The following is a 22,915-nucleotide window of genomic DNA, read 5'->3' as shown; positions in this document are numbered from 1 at the left end:
GGAGACCCCGGACGTCGTGCCCTTCCTGCCCGGCCACCTCGGCCACCCGGCCTGGCCTCGCAAGGCCACGAACCGCCGGATCAGCCCCCTCGCTGCCGTGCCGTGGCGTCTCCCGACGGCCGGGGTCACGCTGGGAAGGACAGGGAACGGACGGCGGCACGGAATCTGCTGGAGGTGCCATGAGCGGTGCGGACGGTCGTAGGCCGATCGTGGTGGGCGTCGACCCCGATCCCTCGAAGCGGCTTGCCCTCGCCTGGGCCGCCGACGAGGCGGAGCGCCGTGGCCTGCCGGTGCGACTCGTCCACGCCCAGGGCGTACCGACCGGTGGATACCGCACGGGCGAGGCACGGCCCTCCTGGGAGGAGTGGAACCGGACGCTGCACGAGGCGGGTGCCGAGGTACTCAAGGGGGCGGTCGCCTTCGTCGAGTCGCGACGGCCGGCCGTGGATGTGTCGGCGCTGCTGGCCGAAGGAGAGCCGGCGTGGGTTCTGCGCGAGGAGGCGGCGAACGCGTCCCTGGTCGTGGTGGGCTCCTGGCATCTGAGCACCAGGCGCGAGATGTTCACCTCCGCCTCCGTGGCGCTGCCGGTCTCCGCCCACGCTCCCTGTCCGGTCGTCGTCGTTCCGGAGCCGGAGCACGTCACCCAGGATCCCGCGTACTTCGTCGTCGGCGTCGACGGCAGTCCGCACGCGGCCGCGGCGGTGGACGTGGCGTTCGAGGAGGCGGCCCTGCGCGGAGCGGTCCTCAGGGCCCTGTACGTGTGGCATCCGCCGCTCCTGGGCGTCCTGGACGAGGACGCCACGGTGCGGGAGTGCCGCCAGGTGCTGTCCGAGACGGTCGCGGGCCGGACCGCGAGGTACCCGGAAGTGGAGCTGCACCATGAAGTCGTCCGCGGCCACCCGGTGCAGGTCCTGACGGAAGCCTCGGAACACGCGCTGGGGCTGGTTGTGGGAACCCGCGGGCACGGAGGCTTCACGGGCACGCTGCTGGGCTCCGTCAGCCAGGGAGTGCTGCACCACGCCCGCTGCCCCGTCATCACGGTCCCGGTGTGAGGCACCGAACGGCCCGGTGCCCTGCCCCGTACGGCCCTGGTGGTGCCGGCCCACCCGTCACACGATGAGAGGGCGCCACCGCTCGGGGCGGCACACCGGCGGAACGGCCGCCGAACTCGATGGAGTCCGTGATGGAAGCCTCACGTAAGGCCCTCCGAGATCGGTGGTCCTCGCGGCCGGTGACGCGCTGGCGTCGCAGGGGCTGCGGGTGCTGGCCGTCGCGCGGCGGGAACTGGACGGGCCCCGCCTCCCTCAGGACGGGGCCGAGTCCGACCTCACGCTCCAGGTACTGGCGAAACGGCCATCACACCGCGGTCCAGGACGGTGGGCCGCGCCCTGGGCGAGGTCCGGTTGCCCGAAGGGACGGTCGTCGCCACGATCGTCCGCGACGGACAACCGACCGTGCCGGATCCGGCAGTGCGGCTCCGACCCGGTGACGAGATCCTGCTCGTCTCGCACAACGCGACCGAGCAGGAGATCCACGCGGCCCTCCAGTGATCGCCGGACGCGGAACGCCGGAACCGGTCACCGCTCGGAGCTGCCCAGCGCCGCAGTGCGACAGTCTGGTGCGGGCCGGCCCGCACCGCACGAACAGTAGGAACAGTACGTCCGGGTAGGTCTCGCTGTAGGGCCGGGGAGGTGCCCCGGTGTCCCAGCAGCCGCTGCTTGATGTGCTCGGGCCTCAGGGGCTCGGTCAGCAGCGGGTTGGACATCAGGTGGATCTGTCCGGCGGCCAGGTAGTCGGCGGCCCCCCGGCGCGCGTCCAGGGTGCGCAGCGCGTCGTCTGTCAGTACGGTGGCGTCCTGGTGTTCGACCTTGGACATGGTGGGACTCCGGGATTCGTCGGCGTAGGGGTCATCGGGCGGTGGAGGCGGCATGGCCGGCAAGAAGGCGGCGGCGCTGCCGCGCAAGGAGTACGAGAGGGAACTGCTGCGCCTGCAGACCGAGTTGGTGAAGCTGCAGGAGTGGGTGCGGGCGTCGGGCACCCGGCTGGTGGTCGTCTTCGAGGGGCGGGACGCGGCGGGCAAGGGCGGCACGATCAAGCGGGTCGCCGAGCACCTCAACCCACGTGTGGCGCGGATCGCGGCGCTCCCGAAGCCGACCGAGCGCGAACGCACCCAGTGGTACTTCCAGCGATACGTGGAGCATCTGCCGGCGGCCGGGGAGATCGTGCTGTTCGACCGGTCCTGGTACAACCGGGCCGGGGTCGAGCACGTGATGGGCTTCTGCACCAAGGAGGAGCACCAGCTCTTCCTGCGCCAGTGCCCGATCTTCGAGCGGATGCTGGTCGAGGCCGGGGTCCTGCTGCGCAAGTACTGGTTCTCGGTGAGCGACACCGAGCAGCAGGAACGCTTCCGGCGCCGGCTGGAGGACCCGCTTCGACGCTGGAAGCTCTCGCCGATGGACCTGGAGTCGATCACGCACTGGGAGGCGTACTCCCGGGCCAAGGACGCGATGATGGTGCACACCGACATCTCCGAGGCGCCCTGGTACGTCGTCGAGAGCGACGACAAGCGCCGGGCGCGGCTGAACATGATCGCCCACCTGCTGTCGTCCGTGCCGTACCACGAGGTGCCGCCGCCCGTGCTGGAGCTCCCGGAGCGGCCCGCTTCGACCGGCTACGAGCGCCCGCCGCGGGATCTGCAGACCTATGTCCCCGACCACGCGGCGAGCCTCTGAGCAGCCGGCCGCCACCTCTCACACCCGCTCGGGTACGACGGCGACGGCGCACGACGGAGTGGTGCAGCCCCGCGTGGGCGACGCGCCCCAGCTGGAGTCCGAGGTGTCCGGGTTGCGCCGGGCCGACCACCAGGAGGCCGGCCTCGTGCGAGGCGGCCGGCGGGACCCGGTGGGCGGGGCCCTGGGCGGTGCGCCGGCACAGGTCCACCTTCGCGGGTGCGTCCTTGAGCGCCTGGTCCAGAGCATGACTCCCCTCCTCGGGGGCGAGGATCCTGGGGCGAGGGACCCGATTCCAGCGTCGTCTTCGGGGGGTTGCCCGGGCAGGGCCACTGGTCCCGGATCGGGGCCGACCGACCCCCTGCGCGGCGGCGCGGTGGGCCGGGTGCCGGGCCCGTCGCGCCGTCGGTACCGCAGGCCCGCGCGGTGTGCGTGCCGGTGCCTGCCGAGACGGCCGACTCGGATGCGGACGTGGTCCGCTTCCTGCGCAGCGGCGGGAGGTGGAAGCCGGAGCCCCGGTGCGGGTGCTCGTGCACGGCCATGGTCGTGGTTCCCTTCGAAGGCGGTCCGGTCGGTGCCTGACACCACTCAACTCCGGCCGCGCGAGCCGCCGGCGACGGCTGCCGAAGGTCCGTGATCGCGGCGCCGAACGGCCCTGTTCACAGGGGTCGTTGGGCCGGTCGCGCGGCACACCGGACGCGGCACGCCGGGCACGGGCTCCCGCCGTAGCTCTCGCGACCGATGGATCATGGGGCCAGGCGACGGAAGGCGGCAGATGTCCCAGGGCCCGGAGAGACACATCGCGCAGTGGCGCCGGCTGGTGCCCGGTCTCGTCGCGCTCCTCGGCTACCGGCGCGCGTGGCTCACGGGTGACCTGCTCGCCGGGGTGACCGTCGCCGCATATCTGGTGCCGCAGGTCATGGCGTACGGGGAGGTGGCCGGGCTGCCGCCGGTGGCCGGGCTGTGGGCGATCCTCCCGGCGCTCGCGATGTACGCCCTGTTCGGTTCCTCGCGGCTGCTGTCGGTCGGCCCCGAGTCCACGACGGCCCTCATGACGGCCACCGTGGTCGCACCGCTCGCCGCGGGTGACCCCGGGCGCTACGCCTCCCTCGCGGCGGCCCTGGCGGTCACGGTCGGGCTGCTGTGCCTGGTCGCCCGGGTGGTACGGCTCGGCTTCTTCGCGGACCTGCTGTCCCGCCCCGTCCTGATCGGCTATCTCGCGGGCGTGGCTCTCATCATGATGGTGGACCAGCTGCCCAAGCTCACCGGGGTGAAGACGAGCGGCGCGGAGTTCTTCCCCCAGCTGTGGTCCTTCCTCGTGCACCTGCCCGACGCGCACCCGGCGACCGTCGTCTTCTCCGCCGTCGTCCTCCTGTTCCTCTTCGTGACGGCCCGTTATGCCCGTGCCGTGCCCGGCCCGCTGCTCGCCGTCGTCCTCGGCACGGCCTCCGTCGTGGTCTTCGACCTCGACGGGCGGTACGGGCTCAAGGTGATCGGCGAGGTCCCGTCCGGTCTGCCGGGCCTCGCCGTCCCGGACCTGGGCGAGCTGCCGCATCTCGTGCTGCCCGCCCTCGGCGTGCTGCTGGTCGCCTACACCGACTTCATCCTCACCGCGCGGGCCTTCACCGTCCGCGACGACGAAGGTCCCGGGCTCGACGCCAACCAGGAGTTCCTCGCTCTGGGCGCGGCCAACCTGGGCGCCGGAGTGCTGCACGGCTTCCCGGTGAGCAGCAGCGCCAGCCGCACCGCGCTCGCGGCCTCGGGGGGTGCCCGCAGCCAGGCGTACTCACTGGTCGCCGGCGCGGTGGTGCTCGGTGTGCTGCTCTTCCTCAGCCCGCTGCTCACGAGAACCCCGTCCGCCGTGCTCGGCGCACTCGTCGTCTACGCCGCGGTGCGCATGATCGACCTCGCGGGCTTCCGCCGGCTGGCTTCCTTCCGCCGAAGGGAGCTGCTGCTGGCCCTCGGCTGCCTCGCAGGGGTGCTCGCCCTGGACATCCTGTACGGGGTGATCGTGGCGGTCGGCCTGTCGGTGGCCGAGTTGCTTACCCGGGTGGCGCGTCCGCACGACGCCGTCGAGGGCCTGGTTCCCGGTGTGGCCGGCATGCACGACGTGGACGACTACCCGCGGGCCCGGACGATCCCGGGGCTGCTGGTCTACCGCTACGACTCGCCCCTGTTCTTCGCCAACGCGGAGGACTTCCGGCGCCGCGCCCTGGCCGCCGTCGACGAACAGGCCGACACCGTCCGCTGGTTCGTCCTCAACACCGAGGCCAATGTCGAGGTCGACATCACCGCCCTCGACGCGGTCGACGAGCTGCGCCGCGAACTGACCGGCCGGGGCGTCGTGTTCGCTCTCGCCCGGGTGAAGCAGGACCTGCTGGACGACCTGGAGGCGTACGGACTCGCGGACGCGGTCGGCAAGGACCGGATGTTCCTGACGCTGCCGACCGCCGTCGCCGCGTACCGGGCGTGGCTCGAACGTCAGTAGGCGGCCACGCCCCGCTCCCTGAAGCGCTCGCGGACACTCCCGGTCAGGCCGGGTCTGGAACCGCGGTGTCGTCGCGCAGGGGAAAGGGGATGCCGAGCGTCTCGTACTTCGGGGCTGGTTTCTGGAAGGGCGGCACGTCGACCCGCTCGACCGCTTCGAGCCCCGCGACGAAGCCGGCCAGGGCGTCCACGGTCGGCGGATCGTCGGCCCAGCCGGGAACGAGCACGTAGCGGATCCGCGTCGGGACACCGAGACGGTCGAGGCGGCTGGCGGAACTCAGCGTGGGCGCGAGCCGCCCGCCGGTCAGCTTCCGGTAGGTGCCGACACGACTCCGGCGCGCCATCCGGACGACAAGCCGCGAGGTCCCGTCGGCAGGCCTCCGCGGCGATCCATCGGTGACTCGACTCGTGCACGGTGACCGCTCGCTTGAGGTCCGAGTCAGTCGAAGAGGGCAACCAGCCCGTACACCCAGATCGCGAGGAACGCGAGGAGCACCACCAGGCATCCGGCCCCCGTCAGGAAGCCGGTGAGGGCGCTTCCCTTGCTGTCCGCGCTCCCGCCGACCGGCACCGTGTCCCAGTCGACCGGGCGTCCCACGGCATCGGAGCTCGCTGCTCGCACTGCCGCCAGCTGCTCTCTCGCGAAGGCCGATCGGGCAAGCGACTCGGGGCCATGCCAGGCAAGTGCACGCATGCGCTGCGGAGGTGTGCGGTATCGCGTCTCGAAGGCGGAGGTCTCAGCCGGTTCCCGGTCGGGTTCGAGGTACATCCAGCGACCCGCTTCCGCCGGCTCTCCGTACAGTCGGTACACCTCGGCCAGGCGGCGGCGCAGCAAAAGGTCGTTCGGAAAGGACGACACCAGTCCGCGCAGGCGCTGGCGCGCGACGGGGACCCGCCCGGCGGCCAGGTCTGCTTCGGCTCGGGCAAGAGTGTCTCTCAGCGGCATAGGAGCATGATCGACTACTGCGGGGACCGACGTCGAACCCGTTTCCCCTCACCAGTGACAGTGGCCAGGAAAATGCGTCGCCCCACGGACGCGTCGGACCGTACCGTCGCCGCATGAAGCTGCTCTCCGTCAATGTCGGCAGGCCCCGCTCCAACCCTTGGAAGGGGCTCAGCGCAACGGGCATCGACAAGCGGCCCGTCGACGGCCCGGTGGCCGTCGTCGCCCCCGGCCCCAAGGGCACCGGCGCGGTCGGTCTCGTCGGCGACCGGGTCTACGACGTACAGCACCACGGTGGCACCGACCAAGCCGTCTACGCCTACGCCCGCGAGGATCTCGACGGCTGGCAGGCCGAGTTGGGCAGGCCGCTCGACAGCGGCGTCTTCGGGGAGAACCTCACGACCGTCGGCCTCGACGTCAACGGCGCCCTGATCGGCGAGCGTTGGCGCATCGGGCCGGACGTGGTGCTGGAGGTGTCGTGCGCGCGGATCCCGTGCGTGACGTTCCAGGGCTGGCTGGAGCGCGAGGGTTGGATCAAGCGGTTCACCCAGGCCGCAAGGCCGGGCGCGTACCTCCGCGTGATCGAGCCGGGGGACATTCGCGCCGGCGATCCGGTCGAGATCGCGCACCGGCCCGACCACGACGTGACCGTCTCGCTCGTCTTCCGCGCGATGACACGTGAACCGGAGCTGCTGCGGCGGCTGCTGGTCGCCGACGCGCTGCCGGAGGAGAGCAAGGACCTGGCCCGCAGGCGTACGAACGCATAGGCGGCCGATCAGAGCGCCCGAGCAGCGACGCGATCGCGCTGTCGGGCTTCTTCGCCGTGCCGGTGCGGCTGCGGCTGACCAGGTCCGGCGCTCGTACACCGGGGAGGCCGGCACGGACGGCGTCACCTGGACCACCGTCGGCAAGGCCACGCCGGGAGGCGCGGGCGCCGCCCAGGACGTCGGGGTCTTGGTGACCGCGGTCAACGGCTGGAACGGCGCCCGGGGCATCGCCACGTTCGACCGGTTCGAGGTGACCTCATCCCGGTGACGGCGGCGGCCGTCAGGCCTGGTGGGCGCGGGTGGCGAGGCGGTCCGCGAACGCGATGACGAGGTCGCGCAGCTCATCGGGGCGCTCGATGGTGAACGGCCGGTCGAGGGAGGCGAGCACCGGAGGCAGCCAGTCCAGCCGCTCCACCCGCAGCTCGACGAGCAGCCAGCGCTCGGTCGCGGAATCCGCGCCGGTCCCGGAGGCGGGCTCCTCCACGCTCGCGACGCCGACGGGAAGCCGGGCGCGGATCTGCTCGACCGTCCCCTGGATCCGCAGGGTCACCTCGTGCCGGTACGCCGCCGTGGCGAACCCCGACAGAACACGCTGCGCCGGGTCCGGGCCTGCGACCGGCTCGAACGAGCCGGGCAGGGTCCTCGCGTCGGCGACGCGGTCGAGCCGGAAGGTCCGGTCCTCACCGATCTCGGGGTCCGCGCCGGTGACGTACCACCGGCCCGCATGCGCTACGACCCCGTACGGGTGCAGCGTGCGGCCGGTGCGCCGACCGTCACGGTCGGTGTACCTGATCGAGACCGGCCGGCGGTGACGCACCGCGTCGGCGACGGTGAGCAGGACCTCGGAGTCAGGGGTGGCGAACTCGCCGGCCGGTTCCGTGAAGGCGAGGGATTCCAGGACCGTGTCGAGCCGGCGGGTGAGCCGCTCGGGCAGCACCCGCCGGATCTTGGCGGCTGCCGTCTCGCCGGCGGTGGCCGTGGTCGTCGTCAGGCCCGTTCGGCGGCCGGCGACCAGGCCGAGCAGCACGGCGATCGCCTCGTCGTCGCTGAGCATGAGCGGAGGCAGACGGTAGCCGGGGGCGAGGCGGTAGCCGCCGTAGCGGCCGCGCACTGCCTCGACCGGCACGTCGAGGTCGATCAGCTGGGTCACATACCGTCGCACGGTGCGTGCGTCCACGCCGAGCCGGTCGGCGAGTTCGCCCATCGTCCGGGTTCCCCCCGACTGCAGCAGCTCCAGGAGGGTGAGCACGCGGCTGGTCGGTCGGGACATGGTCCGAGCCTAACGCGAATACCGGACCGTTTCTGTCCTCTATCTGTTCTAGCGTGCGAGGTGCAACGACTTCACGAACCCACGCATCAGGGAGAACACCATGGACTTCGTCTCGATCCGGGTCATCACCGGCGATGTCGCCCGCCTCGTCGAGTTCTACGAGAAGGCCACCGGGGTGCCGGCGAGCTGGTCCACCGAGGACTTCGCGGAAATCAGGACCCCGAGCGGCACGCTCGCCATCGGCAGCACACGTACTGTCCCGCTGTTCGCGCCGGGCTCCGCCCGCCCGGCGGCGAACCACAGCGTGATCATGGAGTTCCTGGTGGACGACGTGGACCGCGTGCACGAGAACCTGACCGGTTTCGTGACCGACTTCGTCAACGAGCCCACCACCATGCCCTGGGGCAACCGGTCGCTGCTGTTCCGCGACCCCGACGGCAACCTCGTCAACTTCTTCACCCCGGTCACGCCGGCGGCGATCGAGAAGTTCGCCCGCTCCGCTGACACAGGTGACATCGGGTGACACCAGGTGGCGAGCGGGTCGGCCCGCGGCTGATAGCTCTCGGTCACGGGTCCCGTCGGGGGCGGCCTGGCGGCCCGAGGTCCTCCCCCAGCCATCTGACCAGGAACCCAGGTGTGGACGGGGCGGGATGGGGGACTTGGACCGCAGGCCGGTTCGGCGTTCCCATGGGGTTGGTCCGGCTCAGGTTCCTCTGGTTCGGACGTTGTGCTGGGGGAGCCGCCCTCCGCAGGTCACGAGAGAGTGCCCCGTTCGCAGACCAGTCGGGCGACCTCACGAAGCTTGACGTTGTTCTCCTGCGAGTAGCGGCGCAGCACGTCGAACGCCTGCTCTTCGGTGATGTGGTGGCTCCCCATGAGGATGCCCATGGCCTCGCCGATGACGTGCCGGGTGGCGACCGCGTGTTCCATCTGGGCGTGGGTGCGGGCGCTGGAGAAGGCGATGGCCGCGTGGGAGGCCAGTAGCCACCCGGCCATCTCGCTGGCCTCGGTGAACGCGCCGGGTTTGCGGGAGTAGAAGTTGAGCGCGCCGAGGTCCTCGTCATCGGTGAACAGCAGGAACCCCATCATGCTCCCCACGCCGAGTGCATGGGCCTGCGGTGCGTAGGCAGGCCAGCGGGATCTCTGGGCCGTCAGGTCCCCGATGCGGAAGACCCGCTCTCCCTGTGCGGAGTGGGCCGCGTCGAAGCACGGCCCTTCACCCAACCTGGCCTGTAGCTGATCACTGTCGACGACCAGCTGGTCGGTCGGGGCGAGAGTCTCCACGCGCTTGTCCTGCAGTACCAGGATTCCGGCCGCGTCGCAGCCGTCCACCAGTTCCGTGGCCGACGCCGTGATCCGCCGGAGCGTGGCGTCGACCGATTCCTGCGCCAGGAGATCACGGGCCATCGACGCCATCTGCTGCGCGAACCGGTCCCAGTGCACTTCGCCCTCCGCTTCTCGTCGTGTCCGGACAGCTCTCATACCCAGCTTTCCACGCGAGCCTCGCGGCGGGGCGGTACCAGGCCTGGCGGCGCAGCCGGGGGCTTCCCGTGCCGCCTGCGCGGAGGGCTGTGCGCTCTCCCTGGCCGTTGCGCACCTTGTAGCGCCCGGCGAGGGCATGGAATGCCTCTCGTCCGGTCCGGTCGTACGGTGGGCTGTGGCGAGGCCGGCGAAGCTGAACCAGAAGACGGAGTCGACGCCCTCCTCCTCGAAGACCGCATGAGGTCGCCGAGGGAGCGGACCTGCTCGCCCCTCATCGCGCACCAGGTCGTCGCTCCGCCGGCAGCGATCACCGGGCCCCGGGTACCTACCGGGCCGCCGCCGAACCGGGCCTGTGTGTCCCGGCCGACCTCAGCGTGGTCGGCTTCGACGACCTGCCCTTCGCGGACCGGGTCACCCCACGCCTGACGACGATCCGCACTCCCCTCGCCGACATGACCGCGCTCGCGGCCCGGATGGTCCTGCGGCTGCCGTCCGGGGAGCAGCCTGAGACGACGCGCGTGGAGGTGGCGACGGAACTGGTGGTACGGAACTGGTGGTACGGAACTGGTGGTAGGGGAGAACAGCGGACCCCGTCCATCACGGTGAACCCGAAAGGCCGTTGACCGGCCCGCCCGGGGTGGCTGCGGATCGACGAGCGGGGGCTCCGCGCCGCCCGCAGCCGGGTGAGCGGAGCCGTCGGGAGGGGATACTGGCCCCTCAACGCCGGTACGGATGAGGAGCGCAGTAAGTGACCAGCGACAATCGCATAGGACCGCCCCACTTCGGAAGCGAACGCGACATGTTGCGGGCCTTTCTCGACTACCACCGTGCGACGCTCGCCATGAAGTGCGAGGGGCTCTCCGACGAGGAGCTGCGGCAGCAGTCGATGCCGCCGTCCACCCTTTCGCTGCTCGGACTGGTCCGGCACATGGCGGAGGTGGAACGTGCCTGGTTCCGCCGGGTGTTCGAGGACCATGACGCGCCCATGGTCTGGTCCGACAGGATCGACTTCCAGGCGGCGTACGACGCGAGTGCGTCGACGAGGGCCGAGGCGTTCTCGGCCTGGGAGGCGGAGGTGGAGAACTCCCGCCGTGTCGAGCGGGCGGCCGAGTCCCTGGACCAGGCCGGGTACCAGGCACGATGGGGCGAGAAGGTGTCGCTGAGGATGGTGATGGTGCACGTTCTCCTGGAGTACGGCCGCCACAACGGGCACGCGGACTTCCTGCGTGAGGGTGTCGACGGAACCGTGGGCGCCTGAGAAAGCACCGACAGCCGACCGGCCCGAGGACCACTGCCCTGCCCGATCGGTCATGAGGGACACGTCAGGGCGGGCGCCGCCGTGGTGCAGGCAGGCCCGCGTCTCTCACCACCTCGCGCAACGGCGGACGGCCCGCCACGCGCACGCCTGTCAGACCGGCGACGGCCGACGGCCGACGCCCGGCGTCCCGTGTTCTCGGCCGTGGCCCCGGAGCGGGCGGACGCGGCCCGACGGCGGAGTTGCGTCCGGATGCGGCAGGCGCGGAATAATCTCGTCGGCGCCCGAGGTGACAAGAGCGCAGTCCTGGAAAGAGGATGAGCAGAGGAAGTGGCACGGCTTCATCCTTGCGGGCCACGACCGGCTTGCGAATCGATCACGGACGAGAAGCAGGTATCCGGTGGCGCACGCGGACAGCGGTGGGTACGAGCCGAGCAATGCGGACTGGTCCGACGTCTTCGCCGCCGATCCCGGCATCGGCGGTGATCTCGCCGCCGTCGACTGGTCGGCCACACCGCTCGGACCGCCGGCCGGCTGGCCGCAGAGCCTGCTGACGGCGGTACGCATCCTGCTGTCGTCGCGCTTCTCCATGTGGATGGCCTGGGGCCCGGATCTCACGTTCCTCTGCAACGCCGCCTACCGCCGCAACACGCTGGGACGCAAATACCCATGGGCCCTGGGGCGTCCGGCCGGCGAGGTCTGGTCGGAGATCTGGTCCGACGTGGGACCCCGTATCGACCGCGTCCTGTCCTCGGGCGAGGCGACGTGGGACGAGGGTCTGCTGCTGTTCCTGGAACGGTCCGGATACCGGGAGGAGACCTACCACACCTTCTCCTACAGCCCCCTGCACGACGACGCCGGCGCCGTGGTGGGCATGCTGTGTGTGGTCAGCGAGGACACCGAACGCGTGGTCGGCGCGCGGCGGATGGCGACACTGCGCGATCTGGGCTCCGACCCCAGTGTCATTCGTACCGAGGCGGAGACGCTCGCCTTCCTCGGCCGTCAGCTCGAACGCAACCTCGCGGACCTGCCGTTCACCCTCACCTACCTCCTCAAGGACGACGGCGCCCGTCTGGCCTGCACCACCGGCATGCCGACGGGCCATCCGGCGGCCCCGCAACTCCTGTCTCCCGAGGACCCCGGCGGCCCGTGGCCGGTGGCAGCCCTCGTCGACGGCGCGTCCGTGGCGGTACGGCTCGACGCCGACATCGTCGCCGAACTGCCGGCCGGCTCCTGGCCGGAGCCCCCCGAACAGGCCCTGGCCGTACCGCTGGTGCAGCCGGGCGGAGCGCCCTACGGCTTCGTGGTCGCCGCGCTCAACAGGTACCGTGCCCTGGACGAGGACTACCGGGGGTTCGTCGAACTCGTCGCCGGATATCTCGCCGCCGGCATCGGCTCCGCCCGCGGTTACCGTGCGCAGCAGCGGCGGGCGGAAGAACTGGCCGAACTCGACCGGGCCAAGACCACGTTCTTCTCCAACATCAGCCATGAGTTCCGCACCCCCCTCGCGCTGATCTCCGGGCCCGTCGAGGAGCTCCAGAAGCATCTCGCGGACGCCGACGCGCAGGTCGGGCAGGAGCTGGCGGCGATCCACCGCAACGCGCTGCGTCTGGGCAAACTGGTCAACACCCTGCTGGACTTCTCCCGCATCGAAGCGGGCCGGATGCAGGCGTGCTTCGAGCCGGTGGACCTCGCCGCGTTGACGGCCGAACTCACCAGCGTCTTCCGGTCCGCGGTCGACCGGGCCGGCCTCGACCTCGTCGTCGACTGCCCCGCGCTGGACCGGCCGGTCCACGTCGACCGGGACATGTGGGAGAAGGTGATCCTCAACCTGCTGAGCAACGCGCTCAAGTTCACCTTCGACGGTTCCCTCGGCGTCACGGTCCGGGAGGAGGACGATCGGGCGGTGGTGACCGTCTCCGACACCGGCGTCGGCATCGCCGAGCACGAGATGCCGCGTCTGTTCGAACGCTTCCACCGCATCAGCGGTGTCCGTGCCCGATCCCACGAGGGCAGCGGCATCGGCCTCGCCCTCGTCCGTGAACTGGTCGTGCTGCACGGCGGCACCATCTCGGCGGACAGCACTCCGGACCGCGGTACGCGCTTCACCGTCCGGCTGCCGTTCGGGTCGGCGCACCTCCCCGCCGACGCCGTCCGCGGGTCGTCCCGGTCCCGCCCCGCGTCGGCCTCCGCCGTGCCCTACGTCCAGGAAGCCCTGCGCTGGCTCCCCGCCGACAGCGGCACAGTCGTCCAGGACAAGGCCGCGCACGACACGTCTTCCCCGCCGGTCGCGAGCCGACCGGCCGTGCGCGCCCGGGTCCTGGTCGCCGACGACAACGCGGACATGCGCGAGTACCTGGTCCGCATTCTCTCCGAGGCGGGATACCGGGCGGACGCCGTGAGCGACGGTCTGGCGGCCCTGGCGGCCGCCCGCGCCCACACCCCGGATCTGATCGTCAGCGATGTGATGATGCCGCTGCTGGACGGACTCGCCCTCGTCGGCGCCCTGAGATCGGACACCCGGACCGCCTCGGTGCCCATTCTGCTGCTCTCCGCCCGGGCGGGGCAGGAGGCGTCCATCGAGGGTTTGTCGGCGGGCGCGGACGACTACCTCGTCAAACCCTTCGCCGCGGCCGAACTGCTGGCCCGGGTGCGGGCCAACGTGGAACTGGCACGTCTGCGCACCCATCACGTACGGTGGCGCGCCGCCCTTGTGGACTCGCTGCAGGAAGCCCTGCTCGTCATGGACGACACCGGCACCGTCCTCGAGATCAACGCCGCGTTCACCCAGGTGCTCGGCCATGGCACCGACGGGCTTCCCTACCCCCGGGCCCACCCCTGGTGGCCGGATGCCGTGACCGACCCCGAGGCCCACCGGCAGGTGGCCGACGCCTTCGCCCACCTGCTCACGCACGGGCACGGCAGCCACACCCTTCCCCTCACCCACCGGGACGGGCACCGGTTGTACGTCAGGGCCGCCTTCAACGACGCCCACGATCCCGACAGCGGACGGCGGATGATCGTGGGCACCTTCCGCGACGTCACGGCCGAACGCCATGCCATCCAACGCGAGAGCGCCCTCGCCTCTCTCAGCACCCGCCTCGCCGAGGCGGCCGGCCTGCACGAAGCACTCACGACGGCTTTGGAACTGCTCCAGGAGCTGTGGCGGGCCGAACACGTCCTGTCGGCGGTCTTCGCCACGGCCGGCCATCCGCACCTCACCGCCACCCGCCCGCTGACCTGGCAGGACGTCCCGGCCCAACGGCAGCGCACGATCAGCGACCTTCAGCATCGGCCCCTGCTCACCCCGGTCCACGAAGCCACCGGTGCCGGTGTCCTGCTCGAGCACCCCGACGGCCCCATGGCGCTGTGGATCGAACTGGGCGCGGGCGCGGCACACCGCTTCAGCCGCGAGGACGAACTACTGCTCGTGCTTCTCGCCGGTCATCTGGCCCAGGCACTCACCCGCGCCCACCAGATCGACCAGCAGCGCGAGACCGCTCTCACCCTGCAACGCGCCATCCTCGGCCCCTCCCGACTCCCCGAGGGCTTCGCCGCGCGCTACGAGCCCGCCACTCCACCGCTGGAGATCGGCGGGGACTGGTACGACGTCATCCCCCTGCCGGACGACCGGATCGGCATCGTGGTCGGCGACTGCGTCGGACGCGGCCTGCAGGCAGCCACCGTCATGGGCCAGCTGCGCAGTGCCTGCCGTGCCCTGTTCCTCCAGGATCCCAGCCCGGCCCGCACGCTCATGGCTCTCGACCACTTCGCCAAAGGCATCCCCGGTGCGATGTGCACGACCGTGTTCTGCGGCGTCCTCGACCCCCGGACCGGAGTCCTGACCTACTCCAGTGCCGGCCATCCGCCGGGCGTGCTCGCGCTCCCGGACGGCGGTACGCGCCTGCTCGAAGCCGGAGACGCCCTTCCCCTGGCCGTCCGCCCCACTCTCGACCGTCCCGAGCACGTCTGCCCGCTCCCCGCCCGCTCCTCGCTCCTGGTCTACACCGACGGTCTCGTCGAGCGCCGACGGCAATCGCTGGACGTGGGCATCGCCCGGGCCGGCGAGGTGATGCAGAGCGGCCGCGACCTCGCCGCGCGAGGGCTGGCCGACCGCCTCATGTCCGAGCTGGCCCCCGCGGGCGGCTACGACGACGATGTCGCCCTCCTGCTCTACCGGTACCCGGGCCCCTTGCGGTTCGCGTTTCCCGCCGAGTCCGGACAGCTCGCCGGCGCGCGGCACGCCCTGCGCGACTGGCTCACCCGATGCGATCTGCCCCGGCGGACCGCGCAGGACGTACTCATCGCCGCCGGTGAAGCCTGTGCCAACGCCGTGGAACACGGCCACCGAGCCACTCCTGACGGGATCATCCGGCTGTGCGCCGAGACCTCCTCCGACACCGTCCGGGTGATCGTGGCGGACAGCGGGACGTGGAAGCCCGGCAACCCGGCCGACACGCCCCACCGTGGCCGGGGCCTCGGCATCATGAAGGCTCTGTCGAGCCAAGTGACCATCACACCCGGCCCCTTGGGCACCACCGTCGAGATGCACACGAGGATCGTGTAATGCCCACTCAGCTGACCCTCACTCACGGCAGAACCACCGACGGCGGCACCCTGCTGACCGTCGCGGGCGAGATCGACATGAGCAACAGCACCACACTCGCCGACGCGATCGACGCTGTGCCGGGGCCGCTCGTCGTCGACCTGACCGACGTGGAATACCTGGACAGCGCCGGCCTCAACGTGCTGTTCGTCCATGCCGAACGCCTCGAACTCATCGCCACCCCGCTGCTCCAGCCGGTCCTGACGGTTTCCGGCCTCACCCGTCTCGTCGACGTCCGACTCCTGCCCACGGACGGTTCCACCACACCCTGAAGGGCGGCGCTCAGGGTCGACTCGTCGAAAGACCAACTTACGTATATTGCGAGGCAGTTCACCTTATCCGCACGAACTCCACTCCCTATGATCAGAAGATGACGGAACCGACGCAACCCGGGCCGTACACAGGTCCGCCCACCCCTCCCATCCAGCCGGCGGCGCCCGCGCCCGGCGGCTGGCCGGCACCTCCCCCTCAGGCCGCGGGTCACCACCCCGACGCGTACCCGCCGTCCGCCCCCTACGGCAGACCACCCGGCCCGCCGAAGGGTCCGGCCGCCGTCTCCGAGCGGGTGTCCGGGGCGCTGCTGCTCGTCGGCGCCGCCCTCGCCGTCGGCGCTTCTTTCGCCACACTCGACAAGTCGGCCGAGTACGCGGAGGGCCACAGCGGCGACGCGGTCTACAGAACCGTCGCGAAGCCGTGGTCCTACTCCAACGCGATACCGGGGCAGAAGACCGTCGAGGTCACGCAGTTCTACGGAGTTCCGCTGCTCATCGGCGGCCTTGTCGCCATTGCCGCGGCGGTACTCCTGCTGGCCGGATCCGGCCGGAGGCTTCCGCCGGCCCGGGTGCTCGGCGTGACCGCCGCGGCACTGCTGCTCGGCACCACGCTGACGGTGGCGACGGCCGCGTTCAACGACACCCAGTGGGACACGGACACCCGGTCCACGACTTTGGGCCCGGGGTTCTACCTGCTCACCCTCGCCTGTCTGGCCGCACTCGCCGCGACCGTGCTCACCGTACTGACCGTCCTCGGCACCCGCCGGCCCGCCGGCCCGGCACCCGCGCCGAACCAGTACCCGCCCCAGGCGCAGCAGCCCTGGCAGTCCGCCGCCGCACCCCGGCAACACCCGCCGACGCAGCCTCCGCCGCCTTCCCAACCCCCGTCCGTGAGCTGAGCGAGGAGGCACCCGGCGGTCCGGCACCCGCTCACAGGTCTCTCGGCCATCCTGTGACAGCGACCTCGCCCGGGAGCCGGTGAAGCCGCTTCCTGCGAGTCCGCCGAGTTCGACCTCGCCGGCGGGCTGGTACCGGCCTCCGACATCGCCGGTGACACCTACGACTACTCCCTCGACCAGAACACCCTGCACCTGGCCGTGAACCTGCCCTTCGGCGTCTCCTGGCAGGGCCCCTACCGGGTGCGGGACTTCGCCCTGCGCCCCGGGCGACCGCCTCGTGCTCCACACCGACGGCATGCAGGAACGCCAGGCCGAGGCGGTCGACCTGCCCGCCCTCCTGCGTGACACCGCCACCGCGCATCCCCGCGAGGTCGTGCGCACGCTGGTCGGCACGGTCACCGACGCCTACCACGGCGGCCGGCCGAGAGACGACGCCACCGTCCTGTGCCTGGACTGGCACGGCCCCCAGGCCTCCGAGACCGCCTGACGCGACCATCGCCCCCGGCTCCGCCCACGCGACGGGCGGGGCCCGCCAGCGCACGCGAGGCGCACATTTGTACTACTGGGCGGCGAATATCCCATGAGCGAATTCCCGCCAGTATGGTGGGCGGGCGGTTGAGCGAAAGGCACACCGGCGCCGGGGGGTTCCGGATGTGCCGCCCCTTCGTACGCCGCGGTTCCGGAACTCCGGGCGGCCGAACTGTCGCAGGGCTGCCCCATGGTCATCAGGGGGCAGAACCATGCGGGTGCTCGCCGAGCGATACGAGCTGATCGGGCCGGTCGGACGCGGTGGGATGGGGGAGGTCTGGCGCGCCACCGATCGGGAGCTCGGGCGCACCGTCGCGGTGAAGGTGTTACCGCCGGAACTGACCCGGCACGAGGAGTTCCGGGTCCGGTTCCGCCGGGAGGCGCGCGTCGTGGCCTCGCTCAACCACCGGAACGTCGCCGTGCTGCACGACGTCGGCGAGGACACCACCGACGGCGAGACCACTCCGTTCCTGGTCATGGAGTTCATTTGGGGACGCACGCTGACGGATGTGCTGGCCGACGGCACGTTCACGGTCGAACGGGCCCTGGCGGTCGGCAGGGACATCGCCGACGCCCTCGCGCACAGCCACGCCCAGGGCCTCATCCACCGGGACATCAAGCCGTCCAACGTCATGCTGACGTCCGAAGGCGGCATCAAGGTCCTGGACTTCGGGATCGCGAAGGTCGTCGCGGAGACCACCACCCGTCTCACCGCGACGGGCATGACGGTGGGCACCCCCGCCTACCTCTCCCCCGAGCAGCTCTCCGGCCGGCCCGTGGACGGCCGCTCCGACCAGTACTCCACTGGCTGTCTGGTGTACGAACTGCTCACCGGCCGCCCCCCGTTCGTCGGTGACTCCCCCTTCGCGGTGATGCACCAGCACATCAGCCAGGAACCGGTCGCACCCTCCCGGCTGCGCCCGCAGATCCCGGCCATGGTGGACGGCCTCGTGCTCCGGACCCTGGCGAAGGACCGTGAGCAGCGCCTGGGCAGCGCGGCCGAGCTGCGGGACGCGCTGGCGGCGGCCCTCACCGTGCTGAGCGGCCCGACGGCCGCACCGACCCCACGGGCCGCCGCCTCGGCTCCGGTCGCGCCGCCCGCGCCCGCCGTACCGCCCGCGCGCGCGAAGGCCGACTCCGGGACGGGGCCCGGCCACACGGCACTGGCCGAGCAGGAGACCCGTACCGCGCCGACGCCGCCCCGGCCGGCCGTGCCGCCTCCGGGCGGGCCGTTCGGCTCGGCCGTCCCCGGTGTCGCGGGCGGTGCCCGGACGCCGTCGGGAGGCGCCGCTTCGCCCTCACCGGGCGAGCGGCGGTTCTCCCGCACCGGCGGCAGGATCATCGCCCTGCTCGGCATCGTCGTCTCCGGCGCCGTCAGCATCGGCTACCAGGACACGTACGCGGGCTCGGCCGACGAGCTCGTCGGGGTGTGGGTGGCCGCCGTCGTGCTCGGGCTGGCCCTGTTCCGCTGGCTCCCCCTCACCTCGGCCATCCTGTGGTGGGGTGCCGGAGCCCTCGTCATCGCGAGTGTCGCGATCGGCGGGGCGGTCGACGACTACGACTCCAGCTCCGTCACGGAGACGAACTTCGGCACCCTCTACTACTACGACTCCACGTACCAGAGCTACTCCGAGCTGCCGACCGACTCCTCCGGCCACAGGCTCTTCGAGAGCGACTACAGCGGCGGGTACTCTCCCGCCACGGCCGAGGTCTACCAGGACCACACCGCGCATGAAGACATCGAGGTCTTCGCCGCCCCGGTGCTCGCCCTCGCCGCGCTGTGCCTCGTCCGCTCGCTGAGCCGCCGCCGTCTCTCGCCTCTCGAGGCGGCCTGCGGCCTCACGCTGGGCGGCCTGGGAGTCGGCTGGCTGGCCTTCGGTTCGGACGAGCAGACCGGGGTGTTCACGGTGGCCTGGGCCGTGATCGTCGTCGCCGCCGTCGTCCAGGAGATCCGCGCCCGCAGGACCGCCCCGCCACGTGTCCGGCGCCGACTGCGGTTCGTCACGGCGGAGTAGCGGGCGGACGGTCACCGACAGCGGACGCGCCAGGCGCGGCGGACGCCGCACGCCCTACTTCACGGATCCCGCCATGACCCCCTGCACGAAGTGCCGTTGGAAGGCGAAGAACACAGCCACGGGCACGACGAGGGACAGGAACGCGCCCGGCGCCAGCACATCGATGTTGCTGCCGAACTGCCGTATCTGCGACTGGAGTTCCACGGTCAGAGGCTGGGACGAGCTGTCGGCGAACAGCAGCGCCACCAGCATGTCGTTCCACACCCACAGGAACTGGAAGATGGCCAGACTCGCCAGGGCGGGCCGCCCCACCGGCACCACGAGCCGGGTGAAGATGCGCCATTCGCTGCCCCCGTCCATACGGGCCGCCTCCAGCATCTCCCGCGGTATCTCGGCGAAGTAGTTCCGCAACAGGAAGATCGCGAACGGCAGTCCGTAGGAGACGTGGAAGAGAACGACGCCGGGAATCGTGCCGAACAGCCCCAGTTGGCCGAAGAGTTTGGCCACAGGGAGCAGACCGATCTGCACGGGCACCACCAGGAGCGCGACCACCAGCAGGAAGACGGCGTCACGGCCGGGGAAGTCGAGCCAGGCGAAGGCGTACCCGGCCAGCGCGGCGATCACCACCACGAGAAACGTCGCCGGCACCGAGATCAGCACGGTGTTCCAGAACGCCTGCGTCATCCCGGCGTTGCCCAGCAGCGCGGAGTAGTTGTCGAAGGACAGCTGTCCCGGGCTGGTGAGCGCCGTCCACCAGCCGCCCTTGGCCGTGTCCTGCGTCGACCGCAGGGACGACACGAGCAGTCCCGCGAGCGGCGTCAGCCAGAGCAGCCCGATGACCACGAGGACGGCCTGCACGGCACTGTTGCCGAGCCCGCGCCGAAGCGCACTGAGATTCATCGCTGACTCCCTCGGAAGCGACGGACGTTGAAGACCATGGCGGGGATCACCAGCAGCAGGAGCAGCACGCCGAGGGCGCTGCCCAGCCCCTGGTCGTTGCCGCCGCCGAAGGACACCAGCCACATCTGGGTGGCCAGCACGGTGGCGTCCTCCTGCACCGGTCCGGGCGCGATGATGTAGACGAGGTCGAACACCTTCATCACGTTGATCACGAGGGTCACGAAGACCACCGTCAGCACGGGCGCCAGCAGCGGCACGGTGATCCGGCGGAACACCTGCCACTCGTTGGCGCCGTCCATCCGCGCCGCCTCGAGCGAGTCGCGCGGCAGCGAGGACAGGCCGGCGCCGATCAGCACCATGGCGAAGCCGGTCCAGATCCACAGATAGGCGCCGATGATCGCCGGGGTGACCAGTGCCGGACCGAGCCAGGAGACGCCGTCGTAGGGCGCGGCGAAGTTCGAAGCGGAGAGGGAGACGGTGTACGAGCCGGCCTCGAGACCGGGGAAGCGGAAGGAGCCGTCGGCCGCGGTGGTGGTGCTCGCGACGATCTTCCCGTCGCGCTCCGCCTGGACCTTCATCCCGGGCAGCCCGCTCTCCCGGCTGTCCACCACACCCTGTTTCCCTCCCCCGCCGGGGGTGAAGTCCAGGTAGACCACTCCACGCAGCTCGCGGGGGCCCGCCGCACGGGCGGCCGCCTTTCCGGCCGGTTCCGCGCCCGCCGGGAGCTCCTTGGGCGGGACGCCGACCATGCCGAGGGCGACCGTGTCGCCCGGCGACACGGTCGCGCCGGTGCGGTAGGAGCCGTCGGCGCCGTGTTTCAGGCCCTGCCCGTCACGGGCGCGGGCCGTCGGGTAGGAGGAGGTGTCCTGGAAGGCGTCGTGGACGCCGACGGCCGCCGCGTTCAGGACGCCCTTGTCGGGGTCCTCGTCGTAGGCCAGCCGGAAGATGATGCCCGCGGCCAGGAAGGAGACGGCCATGGGCATGAAGAGCAGCAGCTTGAACGCCGTGGCCCAGCGGATCTTCTCGACGAGCACGGCGAGGATCAGGCCCAGGCCGGTCAGCAGGGTCGGGGCCACGACCACCCAGACGGCGGTGTTGCGCACCGCGGTGAGGGTGGCCGGGTCGCGGAACATCTCGGTGTAGTTGTCGCCGCCCACGAAGCGTGTCCCGGAGGCGTCGAAGAAGCTGCGGCCGACCGAGAACAGCACGGGGTAGACGACGAGGGCGCCGAGCAGGAGCAGCGCGGGGAGGACGAAGAGCAGGGCGACGGTCCTGCCCCGCCGCCGGGCGCGCCGCTTGCGGGCGACGGCCTCGGCGGCGGGCGGTGCGGCCGGCTTCGTGAGCGTGGCGGTCATCGCCGGTCAGCCCTTGTAGGCCTTGGCCGCGGCGGTTTCCAGCTGCGCCGCGGTCGCCTTCGGGTCGGACGGGTCGCGCAGGAAGTCCTGCAGGACCTTCCACTCGCCGGCGCCCTTGGTGCCGCCGAACGCGGCCGGGGCCTGGTCGGACATGTCGAAGCGGACGGAATCACCGGCGGCTATGAGGGACTTGGCGGTGGTCCGGGTGACGTCGTCGCCGTAGGTGGCGAGGTCGAGCTCCTTGTTGGGAGAGAGGAAGCCGCCCGCCTCGGCCCACACGGCGGCGGCCTCCGGGGTGGCCAGGTACTCCAGGAGCGCCATGCCGGCCTTGGTGTTCTTGCCGTCCTTGAGTACGACGGCCGCGTCGCCACCGCTGACCACGGGTGCCGCGCCACCGCCCACGGGCGGGAACGGGAAGAAGTCCGCGTCCTCGCCGATCTTCCGGCCGAACTGGTCCTTGGCGACGCCGGCCACGAAGTCGCCCTCGTAGACCATGCCCGCCTCCGGCTTGGGCCCGAAGACCTTCTCGACGGAGCCGGGGAAGTCGGTGTTGAGGGCGCCCTTCTGGCCGCCCGCGAGGAGCTGCTTGTCCTTGAAGAGCTTGCTGAGCGTGGTGAGGGCGTCGACCACGCTCTGGTCGGTCCAGTTCAGTTCGTGGGCGGCGAGGGCGTCGTACTTCTCGGGTCCTGCCTGGGAGAGGTAGACGTTCTCGAACCAGTCGGTGAGGGTCCAGCCGTCCTGTCCGGCGACGGAGAAGGCGGCGAGGCCGGAGTCGGAGACCGCGTGACCCGCCTTCAGCAGCTCGTCGTAGGTCTTCGGCGGCTGGACGCCGGCCTGGTCGAGGGCGTCGGGGCTGTACCAGACGGTCGACTTGTGGGCGGCCTTGAAGTAGAGGCCGTAGAGGGTGCCCTTGACGCTGCCGTAGTTCTTCCAGACGGGCGCGTAGTTGGCGGCGACCGACTTCTGGGTGGTCGGTGACAGCGGCTCGAGCCAGCCCTGTCCGGCGAACTGCTGGAGCACGCCGACCTGCGGGACCATCACGACGTCGGGGGCGTTGCCGCCTTCGATCTTGCTGCCGACGACGGTGGAGACGTTGTCGCCGGTGGAGACGAACTGGGTCTTGGCGCCGGTCTTCTCGGTGAAGGCGTCCAGCACCTTCTGGAAGTTCTTCTGCTCGGCGCCGGACCAGACGCCGGCCACGGAGACCGTCTGGCCGCTCAGTGCCTGGTCGCCGCCGCCTGCGGAGACGGGGCCGCTGCCTCCGCAGGCGGTCGCGCCGAGTGCCAGGACGAGGGCGGTGCAGCCGGTGAGCAGGGTGGTACGTCGTCGCATCATCGTTGATGTCCCTTCGGGAATGCCGGGAATACCGGGAATGGGGAGTTGACGGGATGAGGAGGGGATGGGGAG

Annotated in this window: 18 protein-coding genes and 3 pseudogenes; 13 read left to right on the top strand and 8 right to left on the bottom strand. The window is 71.3% G+C overall.

The features are described 5' to 3' along the window. The first annotated feature begins 179 nt into the window (after positions 1-179). Together ACFWBB_RS01730 and ACFWBB_RS01725 are read left to right on the top strand one after the other, a co-directional pair. Positions 180-1,052, top strand: a complete 873-nt coding sequence (locus tag ACFWBB_RS01730) for a universal stress protein (protein ID WP_385265487.1) — start codon at positions 180-182, stop codon at positions 1,050-1,052. A 303-nt stretch (positions 1,053-1,355) separates the two neighbouring features. Next, positions 1,356-1,550: a TrkA C-terminal domain-containing protein gene (locus tag ACFWBB_RS01725; protein WP_385265566.1), complete on the top strand. Its 195-nt coding sequence runs from the start codon at positions 1,356-1,358 to the stop codon at positions 1,548-1,550. A gap of 128 nt (positions 1,551-1,678) precedes the next feature. Here ACFWBB_RS01725 and ACFWBB_RS01720 read toward each other — a convergent pair. After that, positions 1,679-1,876 (bottom strand): annotated as a pseudogene (locus ACFWBB_RS01720) (hypothetical protein); the annotation flags it as partial. Between the two features lie 52 nt (positions 1,877-1,928). On the opposite strand from ACFWBB_RS01720, the gene ppk2 reads away from it, so the two are divergent. Then, a complete protein-coding gene (gene ppk2, locus ACFWBB_RS01715; protein WP_385265484.1) occupies positions 1,929-2,732 on the top strand; it encodes a polyphosphate kinase 2 in 804 nt (267 codons plus the stop codon). A gap of 772 nt (positions 2,733-3,504) precedes the next feature. Continuing rightward, the gene (locus ACFWBB_RS01710) at positions 3,505-5,217 is read left to right on the top strand and encodes a SulP family inorganic anion transporter (protein ID WP_385265482.1); all 1,713 of its coding nucleotides are present in this window, start codon (positions 3,505-3,507) and stop codon (positions 5,215-5,217) included. Here the strand turns inward: ACFWBB_RS01710 and ACFWBB_RS01705 are convergent. Continuing rightward, positions 5,211-5,542 (bottom strand): annotated as a pseudogene (locus ACFWBB_RS01705) (pyruvate formate-lyase 1-activating enzyme); the annotation flags it as partial. The gene ACFWBB_RS01710 and the pseudogene ACFWBB_RS01705 overlap by 7 nt on opposite strands. 113 nt (positions 5,543-5,655) lie before the next feature. Then, positions 5,656-6,162, bottom strand: a complete 507-nt coding sequence (locus ACFWBB_RS01700; RefSeq protein WP_385265479.1) for a DUF6584 family protein — start codon at positions 6,160-6,162, stop codon at positions 5,656-5,658. Between the two features lie 113 nt (positions 6,163-6,275). Here ACFWBB_RS01700 and ACFWBB_RS01695 point away from each other — a divergent pair, with 113 nt between their 5' ends. Beyond that, positions 6,276-6,926 carry an MOSC domain-containing protein gene (locus tag ACFWBB_RS01695; RefSeq protein WP_385265475.1) on the top strand — a complete coding sequence of 217 codons (651 nt, stop codon included), beginning with the start codon at positions 6,276-6,278 and terminating at the stop codon, positions 6,924-6,926. Positions 6,927-7,206: 280 nt separating this feature from the next. Here ACFWBB_RS01695 and ACFWBB_RS01690 read toward each other — a convergent pair whose 3' ends face one another. Then, positions 7,207-8,196, bottom strand: coding sequence for a helix-turn-helix transcriptional regulator (locus tag ACFWBB_RS01690; protein WP_385265472.1), 990 nt, complete (start codon positions 8,194-8,196; stop codon positions 7,207-7,209). Between the two features lie 100 nt (positions 8,197-8,296). Here ACFWBB_RS01690 and ACFWBB_RS01685 point away from each other — a divergent pair, with 100 nt between their 5' ends. Continuing rightward, a complete protein-coding gene (locus ACFWBB_RS01685; RefSeq protein WP_385265469.1) occupies positions 8,297-8,719 on the top strand; it encodes a VOC family protein in 423 nt (140 codons plus the stop codon). Positions 8,720-8,949: 230 nt separating this feature from the next. On the opposite strand, the gene ACFWBB_RS01680 is transcribed toward ACFWBB_RS01685, so the two are convergent. Then, positions 8,950-9,678: a GAF and ANTAR domain-containing protein gene (locus ACFWBB_RS01680; protein ID WP_385265467.1), complete on the bottom strand. Its 729-nt coding sequence runs from the start codon at positions 9,676-9,678 to the stop codon at positions 8,950-8,952. A gap of 260 nt (positions 9,679-9,938) precedes the next feature. On the opposite strand from ACFWBB_RS01680, the gene ACFWBB_RS01675 reads away from it, so the two are divergent. The 7 genes and pseudogenes from ACFWBB_RS01675 (at position 9,939) to ACFWBB_RS01645 (ending at position 19,253) form a co-directional block, all read left to right on the top strand. Further along, positions 9,939-10,301, top strand: coding sequence for a substrate-binding domain-containing protein (locus tag ACFWBB_RS01675; RefSeq protein WP_385265563.1), 363 nt, complete (start codon positions 9,939-9,941; stop codon positions 10,299-10,301). A 125-nt stretch (positions 10,302-10,426) separates the two neighbouring features. Next, on the top strand, positions 10,427-10,936 hold the full coding sequence (locus ACFWBB_RS01670; RefSeq protein WP_385265464.1) for a DinB family protein: 510 nt from the start codon (positions 10,427-10,429) through the stop codon (positions 10,934-10,936). A 397-nt stretch (positions 10,937-11,333) separates the two neighbouring features. Next, positions 11,334-15,500 (top strand): SpoIIE family protein phosphatase, encoded by a 4,167-nt coding sequence (locus tag ACFWBB_RS01665; RefSeq protein ID WP_385265462.1) that lies wholly within the window; start codon positions 11,334-11,336, stop codon positions 15,498-15,500. Further along, entirely contained in the window at positions 15,500-15,811 is a 312-nt protein-coding gene (locus tag ACFWBB_RS01660) for an STAS domain-containing protein (RefSeq protein WP_385265459.1), read from the top strand. Before ACFWBB_RS01665 ends, ACFWBB_RS01660 begins: the two co-directional genes overlap by 1 nt. A gap of 98 nt (positions 15,812-15,909) precedes the next feature. Then, complete coding sequence (locus tag ACFWBB_RS01655; RefSeq protein ID WP_385265456.1) at positions 15,910-16,710, top strand: hypothetical protein; 801 nt, start codon at positions 15,910-15,912, stop codon at positions 16,708-16,710. An 84-nt stretch (positions 16,711-16,794) separates the two neighbouring features. Next, positions 16,795-17,197, top strand: a pseudogene (locus ACFWBB_RS01650) (SpoIIE family protein phosphatase); the annotation flags it as partial. Between the two features lie 253 nt (positions 17,198-17,450). Further along, positions 17,451-19,253, top strand: coding sequence for a serine/threonine-protein kinase (locus tag ACFWBB_RS01645; RefSeq protein WP_385265454.1), 1,803 nt, complete (start codon positions 17,451-17,453; stop codon positions 19,251-19,253). 54 nt (positions 19,254-19,307) lie between these two features. On the opposite strand, the gene ACFWBB_RS01640 is transcribed toward ACFWBB_RS01645, so the two are convergent. From ACFWBB_RS01640 to ACFWBB_RS01630, 3 genes are read right to left on the bottom strand one after another with little or no spacing between them, the layout of a single operon-like run. Beyond that, positions 19,308-20,153: a carbohydrate ABC transporter permease gene (locus tag ACFWBB_RS01640; protein ID WP_385265451.1), complete on the bottom strand. Its 846-nt coding sequence runs from the start codon at positions 20,151-20,153 to the stop codon at positions 19,308-19,310. Then, complete coding sequence (locus ACFWBB_RS01635) at positions 20,150-21,508, bottom strand: ABC transporter permease subunit (RefSeq protein ID WP_385265449.1); 1,359 nt, start codon at positions 21,506-21,508, stop codon at positions 20,150-20,152. Before ACFWBB_RS01635 ends, ACFWBB_RS01640 begins: the two co-directional genes overlap by 4 nt. Before the next feature lie 6 nt (positions 21,509-21,514). Further along, a complete protein-coding gene (locus tag ACFWBB_RS01630; protein ID WP_385265447.1) occupies positions 21,515-22,843 on the bottom strand; it encodes an ABC transporter substrate-binding protein in 1,329 nt (442 codons plus the stop codon). Positions 22,844-22,915: the final 72 nt, after the last annotated feature.

Origin of the sequence: Streptomyces sp. NPDC060000 (genome assembly GCF_042737375.1) — a bacterium.
In the GTDB taxonomy this organism is placed as follows: domain Bacteria; phylum Actinomycetota; class Actinomycetes; order Streptomycetales; family Streptomycetaceae; genus Streptomyces.
Note: the sequence above shows the minus strand (reverse complement) of the source record. Positions and strands in the feature narration are given on the sequence as shown.

Bases quoted from the DNA above. Each gene is read 5' to 3' on its own strand.
- ACFWBB_RS01730 (WP_385265487.1), top strand. From the start codon at position 180: ATGAGCGGTGCGGACGGTCGTAGGCCGATCGTGGTGGGCGTCGACCCC.
- ppk2 (WP_385265484.1), top strand. From the start codon at position 1,929: ATGGCCGGCAAGAAGGCGGCGGCGCTGCCGCGCAAGGAGTACGAGAGG.
- ACFWBB_RS01710 (WP_385265482.1), top strand. From the start codon at position 3,505: ATGTCCCAGGGCCCGGAGAGACACATCGCGCAGTGGCGCCGGCTGGTG.
- ACFWBB_RS01700 (WP_385265479.1), bottom strand. From the start codon at position 6,162: ATGCCGCTGAGAGACACTCTTGCCCGAGCCGAAGCAGACCTGGCCGCC.
- ACFWBB_RS01695 (WP_385265475.1), top strand. From the start codon at position 6,276: ATGAAGCTGCTCTCCGTCAATGTCGGCAGGCCCCGCTCCAACCCTTGG.
- ACFWBB_RS01690 (WP_385265472.1), bottom strand. From the start codon at position 8,196: ATGTCCCGACCGACCAGCCGCGTGCTCACCCTCCTGGAGCTGCTGCAG.
- ACFWBB_RS01685 (WP_385265469.1), top strand. From the start codon at position 8,297: ATGGACTTCGTCTCGATCCGGGTCATCACCGGCGATGTCGCCCGCCTC.
- ACFWBB_RS01680 (WP_385265467.1), bottom strand. From the start codon at position 9,678: ATGAGAGCTGTCCGGACACGACGAGAAGCGGAGGGCGAAGTGCACTGG.
- ACFWBB_RS01660 (WP_385265459.1), top strand. From the start codon at position 15,500: ATGCCCACTCAGCTGACCCTCACTCACGGCAGAACCACCGACGGCGGC.
- ACFWBB_RS01655 (WP_385265456.1), top strand. From the start codon at position 15,910: ATGACGGAACCGACGCAACCCGGGCCGTACACAGGTCCGCCCACCCCT.
- ACFWBB_RS01645 (WP_385265454.1), top strand. From the start codon at position 17,451: ATGCGGGTGCTCGCCGAGCGATACGAGCTGATCGGGCCGGTCGGACGC.
- ACFWBB_RS01640 (WP_385265451.1), bottom strand. From the start codon at position 20,153: ATGAATCTCAGTGCGCTTCGGCGCGGGCTCGGCAACAGTGCCGTGCAG.
- ACFWBB_RS01635 (WP_385265449.1), bottom strand. From the start codon at position 21,508: ATGACCGCCACGCTCACGAAGCCGGCCGCACCGCCCGCCGCCGAGGCC.
- ACFWBB_RS01630 (WP_385265447.1), bottom strand. From the start codon at position 22,843: ATGATGCGACGACGTACCACCCTGCTCACCGGCTGCACCGCCCTCGTC.